The sequence below is a fragment of the Candidatus Albibeggiatoa sp. nov. BB20 genome, from assembly GCA_016744725.1.
Taxonomy (GTDB): Bacteria; Pseudomonadota; Gammaproteobacteria; order Beggiatoales; family Beggiatoaceae; genus Albibeggiatoa.
This window is the reverse complement of the sequence record JADGDW010000159.1, coordinates 1-10,146: the sequence shown is the minus strand read 5'-3', so window position 1 is coordinate 10,146 and position 10,146 is coordinate 1. Positions and strand designations below refer to the sequence as shown.

Genomic DNA, 10,146 nt, shown 5'->3' with positions numbered 1-10,146 from the left:
GAAGGGTTCAAAACTAAGGAGATTGCAGCTTGGGCTGAACACCATCTCAGTACAGAGTGTGAAGTTGTCTCTGATGGTTTAACTTGCTTTAAGGCGGTTCAAAAACACGGCTGCAAGCACACTCGCATTATAACTGGTGGAGGAGTTCATAGCGTAACACTTGAACAGTTTACTTGGGTGAATACCATGATTGCTAATGTTAAAATTGCTATCATTGGAGTCTATCATGCAATTCAACATAAACATCTCCCTCGCTACTTAGCTGAATTTTGCTATCGGTTTAATCTGCGCTTTTAACTTGACCGTTTACTACCTCATTTAGCTTTTGGTGCTCTCAGAACGAACCCCTTGCCTTCTCATTTTTGCTGATCACTATGGGTAAGCAGGAAAGCTATGTCTGTAGCAAAAATCAAAAAAAGCACCCTATTTGTCAGCTAGAAAAGCGGATAGATTAGTACAGGAATTAAATGATTGGTTAAAATAAAAGTAACAGCCGTCAAGACGTGGCATTGCACAATCGAAAATAGATAATTAACGTGGATTTAAATGTTTTTACTAAATCTAATGGAAACAGTTATGAATAACGGTCCAGACACTTTTTATAACGGGTTGTTTTTTAATGTATTTGTAACCACACAGCCCAACTATGCCAGAAAAATAAGTTTAAAGGCAAAGAGGTCTATGTGGTGAGTTCTCAATTGATTAGTGCGTTGTTTTGGATGATGAAATCGTGTTACAACAAACCGATACCAAAGCAAACTTTAAGGAATTCGATATGTATCTTGGGTAATTAAATCAACGCCACATTCTAATTTCTCAATCCAATTCAATAATTTAGCAATAATTTCCTTGCCTTTGAATGAACGCCCATGTTGCGGCACAACCCATTCAATATCCAACTCTCGAATCATGTTGACCCATAAACGACACGCTTTATTACCACCCATGTAACGCTGGTGAAACCATTGCATATGAGCCGTATGAGATTCAAAATCGGTAACAGGGTTATTATGGTTAGCATCAATTAAAGACGCACCCAAATCACCTGAAAATAAAATTTTACTAATCGGATCGTAAAAATGAAAATTACCTTCTGAATGCAAGAAATGTGCGGGTAAAGCTTTTAATTCAGCATCTCCTAAGTAAATATTCATACCTTGTTCTGGAATACCAATTAAACGTTTTTTAACTTTTCCCGGTTGTGCAAAATGAGGGATAAACCGTTCCCATAATGCAGGCACAATGACCTTACAGTCACTACCAATTAACCATTTACCTAAAGATGAAATCACATCGGGGTCTTGGTGTGAACCAATAATATATTCAAGATTTTTTGTGAACAGATATTTATAAGTTTGCATAAATAGATCGTTATAAGTTAAATCACCACCGGGGTCTAATAACGCAGAGTGATTACCATTTACGATTAAAAATTGGTTTGCTTGAATACCATCGCCACTTACTAAATCATAAAATGCAATACATTTGTGTCTACCATCATTGTATAACTCAACAGCCATTCGGATTCCTCAGAACTTTTAATAATATCGAAAAGGCAAATTCGGCGGCAATTGTAAGCTAATATATTGAGAATGCGACCGATTTAAGTTTTTAAATAAAACCTTTTCCACCATCCATCCTATGCACTTGTAGGTATTATTTTACTTTTCTAATAATATTTTGAGCAATATCATATAACTATCTTGCTTAAAATGCTATTTTTAGTTTATTCATTAGATGCTATATCCACTGAATTATGGATATCTATAAATAGAATTTGGGAGCAAAGACAGGCGAATACAAGCATTGATTATTTTAAATATTGCTTAGCTTGATTCAATACTGTTGCTGTGGTTTAAGAAGGAGTAAAAAAAGGGGATAAAGGAAAACCGCTTATGTGTCATATTATCACATTCTCAGCCAATTTTAATTATATATCAATCCAAGAAATGGGGGATCAACTAGTATGTAATATCTCATTGAGTACAAATATTAAGCTTATTAGAATAAAGTAATAAGTGGAAGTGAAATATGAAGTGAATACTGATGACTAATAAGAAAAAAGGACTACCCATTTTAAAACAATAGGTAGCCCTAAATAATTTACACTAGATTAGTGAGGAACATCTTTCCAGAATTCTTTCTTCATCCAGAATGCCAAGATAGACATAAAGAAGAAGAAAAGAATCACTTTCCAACCTAAATCTAAGCGTTTTATCTTACCCGGTTCGCCCACATATTCCAAGAAGTTAACCAAATCTAAAACTTGCTTTTTATACTCCTTATTTTTAGCAGGGTCTTCCGCTTCTAGGTGAGAAAATACTTCGTGGTCATGACCATTCGCATCTTTCTCAGTATGATAAACCGCTGTTTGCATACCTTGTTGATCCCACATTACGTGAGGCATACCAACATCAGCAAAATACAAGTTGTTCATACCTGTAGGGCGAGATTCATCCATATAGAAAGAAATCATGTAAGAGTATAACCAGTCCGTTCCACGAGAACGTGAAATCACGCTCAAATCAGGTGGTGCTTTACCAAACCAAGCTGCGGCATCTTCAGGGTTCATTGACGTGCTCATCATGCTGCCAATTTTTTTCTCTGGGTCAAAGATAAGCAATTGAACTTGTTCGTTGCTTAAACCCAAATCATCAGCAATACGTTGATAACGCATGAAGTTTAAAGAGTGACAGCCCGCACAATAGTTCATGTATAACTTCGCGCCAGTTTGTAAAGAAGCCGTATTACGAATATCATTATAGGCTTTTTGTAGCTCAACTCCACCGCCTGAGGCAAAGCCCAACGTTGGTAGCAATAAAGTTAGTGCAAGAATTATCCGTTTCATTACATTGTCACCCGTTCTGGTACTTCTTTAGGAGTGCCCCAAGTTGAATAAATTGGCATCAAAATGAAGAAGCCAAAATAAATGCCTGAGAAAATACGCGCCAAAGTGATATACGTACCTTCAGCAGGTAATACCCCTAAAATACCTAAAGCAATGAAGCTTACTGTGAATAAGAATAAGGCAAATTTGAAAGGCCATGCTTTATAACGGATTGATTTAACTGGGCTGCGGTCTAACCAAGGTAACAAGAAGAATATGCCAACTGCACCACCCATACCGATTACGCCACCCAATTTATCAGGAATTGCACGTAAAATCGCATAGTAAGGTGTGAAATACCAAACAGGGGCAATATGCTCTGGTGTGGTTAATGAATCAGCTGGGACAAAGTTATTGTATTCCAAGAAATAACCGTACATTTCAGGCGCATAGAACATAACCCACGCGAATAACATACCGAATACCATCACACCGAAAATATCTTTTACTGTGTAGTAAGGGTGGAATGGAATGCCATCTTTAGGAATACCGTTTTCATCTTTGTTTTTCTTGATTTCAATGCCATCTGGATTGTTAGAGCCAACATCATGTAATGCAAAAATATGCACAACCACTAAGCCTAATAATGCAATAGGCACAGCGATGACGTGTAACGCAAAGAAGCGGTTTAATGTCGCATCAGAGACAACGAAGTCACCCCGAATCCATAAGGTTAATTCATCACCAATATAGGGAACTGCACCAAATAAGGAGATAATGACCTGTGCACCCCAGTAAGACATTTGTCCCCAAGGTAACAAGTAACCCATGAATGCTTCTGCCATTAGTGCAAAATAGATTAACATGCCTAAAATCCACACTAATTCACGCGGCGCACGATAAGAACCATACAGCAGCCCGCGGAACATGTGCAGATACACCACAATGAAGAAGAAGGATGCCCCCGTGGAGTGCATATAACGAATTAACCAACCCCAGTTTACATCACGCATGATGTATTCAACGGATGCAAATGCCGTTTCCGCACCGGGTTTGTAGTTCATCGTCAAGAAAATGCCACTGACAATTTGAACGACTAACATTAATAAGGCTAACGAGCCAAAGTAATACCAAAAATTAAAGTTCTTTGGTGCGTAATAACCCGCTAAATGATCCATCCATAATTTATATGCGGAGGGATAGCGCGAATCAAACCAAGTTAATACTGCTTTCATTAGGCAGCCCCCTCTAGTGAGTCTACACCGACAATAATACGATTATCGTCAATATATGCATGAGGTGGCACAACTAAATTCGTTGGTGCAGGTACACCTGAATAAACACGACCCGCTAAGTCAAATTTAGAACCATGGCAAGGACAGAAAAAGCCGCCTTTCCAATCATCCCCTAATACATGAGGTTGGTCTGCTTTCACATAAGTTGGTGAACAGCCTAAGTGTGTACAGATACCAACAACGACTAAGATATTCTTACGATCTTCACGCGCTCTAAACGCATTTTTCGCATAATCAGGTTGTTGAGAAGTCACGTCAGAAGCAGGGTCACTAACAATACCATCTAATGTGGCAAGTTCATCTAAGTTTTGTTGTGAACGTTTGACAACCCATACAGGTTTACCACGCCACTCAACGTTGACTTTTTGACCTTCTTCTAATTTGCTAATGTCAACTTCTACAGGAGCTCCAGCCGCTCGTGCTCTCGCACTCGGTTGCCAATAACTAACGAAGGGAACAGCGGCAAAACCAACACCTACTGCACCTACTACGCTATTTACAGCAATCGATAAAAAGCGGCGTTTACTATTATCTACGCCTTCCTTACTCATCGAAATAAAGTCCTCCATTGCTTAATGTTAAATGTGAGACTGCATTCATCCATCTCCATTATGCAGCTCGTTTATTTTTGTATCCACGAACGGGTAGCATCCTACAAGGTAACGAGATGGTCAAGAATTTTGCAATAAAAAGTATTGATACTACTATTAATTTTCTATTGTTACATCAATCTGCTAAACTATATAATGATTTAAAGACATCTAATAAACATTTGATTTTTAAAATATAATAATATTCTATTTGAGCTGCCAAACACTTAGCTTTTAGACCCATACTAAAAGTACAGTAAATTGTAACATTATAATCAGTTTGCCGTATAAAGCTAGAACAATGGTGCAATAAATCAGGGCAATCGCATTAAAAAAAAATTCACAAGACATAGAAATAATGTGTTAGGTAGAGCAATTTAGTGAATGCTTTAGCCGTTGGGTAAGAGATTTAAGTAAGTTAAGTGAAAGGGAAATAATATCCTTGGATGGAAAATGTTTACGCGGAAGTATAGACAAAGCAACAAATAAATCAGCGATATACATGGTAAGTGCATGGTCGGATCAGAATCCATTGGTATTAGGACAGCAAAAAGTAGATGATAAATCAAATGAGATAACAGCGATTCCAAAATTGTTAGAATGGTTAGATATAACAGGTGCTGTGATTACGATGGATGTAATGGGATGTCAAACGGCTATCGCGGAGCAAATCATTGAGAAAAAATTTGAATCTAAAAACACCTGCCCTGAAGTGGGTTACGAAAGTTATAATGGCAAACATGGTCGTCATGAAAAACGGGCAGTTAGAGCAACACCCTCATTGGACAAACTTAAAAAGCATTGTAGCACTCACGGCTGAACGTGAATTAAAAGGCAAAGTAAGTAAAGAAACCTGCTACTTTATAACTAGCCTAGATGCAACAAACCCTCAATATCTAGGACATATCATTCGTGCTCATTGGGGAATAGAAAATAACCTGCATTGGGTTTTAGACTATGCTTTTACTGAAGATGCACAACGCCTATAGTGCTGCTAATATCGCTGTCATCAGACATATGTCTTTAAATATGCTCAAAGCTGAAAAAAACACTAAACTGGGTATCAAAAATAAGTGCCTTGGGATACTTAATTTAAATCTTGATTAATAACACTCAATTATCTGATTAATATTGATTTAATCCTAATTATCTTTTTAATGCAATTGCCTTAGGAACATGCTCAGTTTAAAGTGAGAACATTCCCTATTGCATTGGATCGATAATGCCTTATTGGAAAACAACTAAGATACAACGAGAAAATATTATTAGGCTGTACTTAGTTGTAATCAGGCATCAGAAATGGCTACAACATGCGACTGACGAAAGTAATATTTCTATCCTCCGCATCTAAAATAGCATTAAATCCAAGTTTATCCATCAATTTCAACATGCTGTGATTGTTACTTAATACTTCGCCTTCAATCATCTTCAAACCACGATGTCGCGCGGCATTCATCAATGAAGTCATCAAGCGGTGTGCAATGCCACGATGCTGCCATTTATCTGAAACCACTAAAGCAAATTCACAACTTTCACCATCAGGATTAATCGAATAGCGTGCAACACCCACTTCCACTTCCTTATTATCAAACGTTGTTACCGCAATTAAAGCAATTTCACGATCATAATCGATTTGAGTAAAACGCACTAACATTGTAGGTGTCAATTCAGGCAAGCTTTGCATAAAACGGAAATACTTAGACTCATCAGATAAATCTCGTACAAACTCTTGCTCAATATCCGCATCTTCTGGACGAATTGGACGAATAATCATATCTGTACCATCAGGCAAATGCCATTGCTCAACTAAATGAGCAGGATATGGATAAATAGCCACGTGGGCATAACGATCAGGATTTGGAGTGTAATAATCCACGACAATTCTTGCATCAACCGCAATCACGCCTTTTTCATCGATAATTAACGGATTAATATCCATTTCTCGAATCCAAGGTAACTCACAAGCCATCTCAGAAACGCGTAATAATACTTGCTCTAAAGCTTCTCGATTGGCAGGTGGCATTTGACGGAATTGCGCCAGTAATTGCGCTGCATGGGTTTTATCAATCAAGGTTTTAACTAAATAATTATTCAACGGAGGTAGACTTACGGCCATATCATCCAACACTTCAACCATCGTGCCTCCCATGCCAAAGCTAATCACGGGCCCAAACACAGGATCACGCACAATACCTACCATCAATTCACGCCCATTAGGCTTATTAATCATGCGTTCCACGGTCACACCATCCAGACGTGCTTTAGGGCAATTTTTGCTGATGCTTTTCGTAATACATTTAAACGCATCCCGTACCGATTGTGCATTATGAATGTTTAATTTAACCCCACCAACATCACTTTTATGGGTAATATCAGGTGAGTTTACTTTCATTACAATAGGGAAACCCATTGATTCTGCCAACACTAAAGCTTCATTGGCTGAACGGGCAATAGCCGTCATCACAACTGGAATTCTAAAAGCACCGAGTAAAGCCTTAGATTCCATTTCAGTCAATACTTTACGTCGCTCAGCTAACACGCTTTCAATAATGATCTTAGCCCCGTCAGTATCTGGGCTAACGGCATCTTCACCTGTTGAAGCGGATGGTGCTTGTAATAATAATTGCTGGTTCTGATGATAAGAGGATAAAAAGTAAAAAGATTCTACGGCTGATTCAGGTAAACGGAAATCAGGAATTCTGGCTTCTGTAAATAATTTTTGCGCGGCACTCACTTGTACCCCACCCATCCAGCAAGTAATTAATGGCTTGGACGATTTTTTCGCCATTTCCACAATAACTTTAGCGACTTCAACAGGTTCAGTCATGGCTTGTGGAGTCAAAATAATAATCAGCGCATCAATTTCTTGTGCGTCTAAACAAATTGATAAAGCATCTTTATAGCGCTGTGGCGTGGCGTCACTCACAATATCAATTGGATTACCACGTGACCAACATTTAGGAGGCAATACTTTGTGTAATGAATCAATGGTTTTTGTAGATAATTCTGCAAGCGGAATACCTAATTCTGTTGCACGGTCAGTCGCCATCACACCGGGCCCACCACCATTAGTAATAATAGCTAAATGATTGCCTTTGGCTTTATAGCGTGATGCCAATGTTTTTGCCGCTGAGAATAATTGACCAAATGTTCCAACTCGAACCACACCTGCTCGTTGCAATGCAGAATCAAACGCATCATCACGCCCAAATAATGCGCCACTGTGTGAAGTCACTGCTTGAGACACATTTTCATAGCGACCACTTTTAATCACAATAACAGGTTTAATTCGCGCCGCAGCACGCAGACCGCTCATAAAGCTACGAGCATGATGAATACCTTCGATATACAACAAAATACCATGGGTTTGAGGGTCTGAAACGAGGAAGTCTAAAATTTGTCCAAAATCTAAATCAGCCGAAGTTCCTACTGATACCACAGTAGAAAAGCCTAAATTATTTGATTCAGCCCAATCCAATACTGCGGTACATAGTGCGCCTGATTGAGAAATTAACGCAAGATTTCCTTTTTTAGCATTGCCTTTAAAAAATGTACCATTGAAATGAATGCTAGGACGCATGATGCCAAGTGCATTTGGGCCGACAAAACGAATCCCATAACGTTTGGCAATATCAACAATTTTTTGCTCTAAACGTACCCCTTCTGCACCTGCTTCTCTAAATCCTGCGGATAAAATCACAGCGGTTTTTACACCAGCCTCCCCGCAAGCTTCCATAATTTGTGGAATAATTTTAGCGGGCGTAGTAATAATCGCCAAGTCTATCGGTTTAGCTATTTCTTTAATATCTCGATAAACTTTTTGCTCTAAAATTTTTTCATATTTAATATTAATTGCATACACAGCTCCTTTAAATCCACCTTCTAATAGATTTTTAAAAACAATGCTTCCTACTGAATTTGAGCTGCTACTCGCTCCAAAAACAGCTATAGATTTAGGTGCAAAAAGGGGGGTGAGATAATGTTGACTCATATTCGCTTACCACTGAATGATTAATTAATTGCATGAGAGTATAGCAAATCAAACCTCTTTTGTGCACTGCAACATAGATTTCTGGTTTAAGATACAAGATGTTTGGATAAATAGATATTAAAGTTGTTTCCCTAGCTTTGGATTTAACAAAACTCGGGGCTAACAATATGAGAAATTAGAAACAGATAAATTTGACTTAGAAAGTATTACCGCAGAAGTAGAAGCAAGCAATGCATATAAAAAAGTATCAATATGAGAATTGTAGTTGATACCAACATTGTAATTTTGTCTGAATCTGGATTCACAAGATTCAAGCATTTTCAGGATTAAAACATCTCAATTATTTGCCACCTTTCTTAAAAATATTTACAATTTAAATAGTGTTAAAAAATAAAAAAGGAATTGAAAATGAATATTCAAGTTTCAGTGAATGAAGATTTACTTAAACAGGCAATGCAAATCACGCATATTCAAAATAGTCAGATGTTGGTTGAAAAAGCCTTGCGTTTTGTGCTTGATCCTAAAGAAACGTTTGAAAATATGAGTACTGAATCTTCAGTTGATAAATGGGCGCAATTTTTTAGTATGTCTAGTGCATTTGGAGATGATTTTCTGGCAGAGCGGGATAATGATATTGCGCAAGAACGAGAGTTTGAACGTGTACCTAATTTACAGCTTGAAAATTGGGTTAATTGTTAAAAATTGAATATAATTCTAACAAAAAATCCTGTCCATCCATCAATCCATTACATCCTGTTCAAAAAACAAAAGACAACCACCATGACCGACCTAGACATCATCAAACAATTAGAGCAAGAAATTGGTAAAAAACTAACGCAAATTAGTTTAGATGATAAGCCATATTTTGAAAAAAATGGCTATGCAGTAAATAAAAATAATGATGTGATTGGTTTGAGCCTAAATACAATTGAGCTTTCTAAGATTCCTAACTCTCTTCATTTTTTAAAAAAGTTAAAAATATTATCATGTTATCTTAATGAAATTGAAATACTCCCTAATTCATTTGGTGAACTACAAAGTTTAAGACATCTAAATTTAGGAGGAAACCAGTTAAAAGAATTGCCTGAGTCATTTGGACAATTACAAAATTTGAGAGAGTTATATTTAGCAGAGAATCAATTAAATAAATTACCCTTATCTTTTAGACAACTAAGAGGTTTGAAGACATTACATTTATCAGGGAATCAAATAAAAGAATTATCTGAATCATTTAGACAACCTCAAAATTTGAGAGAGTTAAATTTAAGCGGTTGTCAACTAAAAGAATTACCTGTATGGCTGAAAGAATTAGAGAGTTTAGAGAAATTAGATTTACGAATGAATCAAATAAAAGAATTACCAGTTTGGTTAGGGTCATTACAAAATTTGAATTGTTTAGATTTAAGTAATAACCATTTAACAGAATTGCCCGAAGCTATTATC

General features: G+C 37.2%; 9 protein-coding genes and 1 pseudogene. 5 read left to right on the top strand and 5 right to left on the bottom strand.

Annotated elements, in window-relative coordinates; translation table 11 throughout:
- On the top strand, nt 1-297 hold a 297-nt coding region (locus ABXH34_RS15225), incomplete at its 5' end, for an IS1595 family transposase (RefSeq protein WP_502710419.1).
- A gap of 464 nt (nt 298-761) precedes the next feature.
- Here ABXH34_RS15225 and ABXH34_RS15220 read toward each other — a convergent pair.
- From ABXH34_RS15220 to petA, 4 genes are all read right to left on the bottom strand, one after another.
- Nucleotides 762-1,520 (bottom strand): oxygen-binding di-iron domain-containing protein, encoded by a 759-nt coding sequence (locus ABXH34_RS15220; RefSeq protein WP_353572739.1) that lies wholly within the window; start codon nt 1,518-1,520, stop codon nt 762-764.
- 593 nt (nt 1,521-2,113) lie between these two features.
- Nucleotides 2,114-2,848: a cytochrome c1 gene (locus ABXH34_RS15215; protein ID WP_353572738.1), complete on the bottom strand. Its 735-nt coding sequence runs from the start codon at nt 2,846-2,848 to the stop codon at nt 2,114-2,116.
- Nucleotides 2,848-4,062 carry a cytochrome b gene (locus tag ABXH34_RS15210; RefSeq protein WP_353572737.1) on the bottom strand — a complete coding sequence of 405 codons (1,215 nt, stop codon included), beginning with the start codon at nt 4,060-4,062 and terminating at the stop codon, nt 2,848-2,850. The genes ABXH34_RS15215 and ABXH34_RS15210 overlap by 1 nt, the downstream gene beginning before the upstream one ends.
- Entirely contained in the window at nt 4,062-4,673 is a 612-nt protein-coding gene (gene petA, locus ABXH34_RS15205; protein WP_353572736.1) for a ubiquinol-cytochrome c reductase iron-sulfur subunit, read from the bottom strand. The genes ABXH34_RS15210 and petA overlap by 1 nt, the downstream gene beginning before the upstream one ends.
- Before the next feature lie 469 nt (nt 4,674-5,142).
- Between petA and ABXH34_RS15200 the strand changes: the two are divergent.
- Nucleotides 5,143-5,532 (top strand): annotated as a pseudogene (locus ABXH34_RS15200) (ISAs1 family transposase); the annotation flags it as partial.
- Nucleotides 5,462-5,701, top strand: coding sequence for an ISAs1 family transposase (locus ABXH34_RS15195; protein WP_353572735.1), 240 nt, complete (start codon nt 5,462-5,464; stop codon nt 5,699-5,701). The pseudogene ABXH34_RS15200 and the gene ABXH34_RS15195, both read left to right, overlap by 71 nt.
- Before the next feature lie 314 nt (nt 5,702-6,015).
- Here the strand turns inward: ABXH34_RS15195 and ABXH34_RS15190 are convergent, their stop codons facing one another.
- Complete coding sequence (locus ABXH34_RS15190; protein ID WP_353572734.1) at nt 6,016-8,703, bottom strand: bifunctional acetate--CoA ligase family protein/GNAT family N-acetyltransferase; 2,688 nt, start codon at nt 8,701-8,703, stop codon at nt 6,016-6,018.
- A gap of 408 nt (nt 8,704-9,111) precedes the next feature.
- Here ABXH34_RS15190 and ABXH34_RS15185 point away from each other — a divergent pair, with 408 nt between their 5' ends.
- A complete protein-coding gene (locus ABXH34_RS15185) occupies nt 9,112-9,402 on the top strand; it encodes a hypothetical protein (protein ID WP_353572733.1) in 291 nt (96 codons plus the stop codon).
- Between the two features lie 81 nt (nt 9,403-9,483).
- Nucleotides 9,484-10,146 (top strand): leucine-rich repeat domain-containing protein (locus tag ABXH34_RS15180; RefSeq protein ID WP_353572732.1); only part of this gene is annotated, 663 nt, incomplete at its 3' end.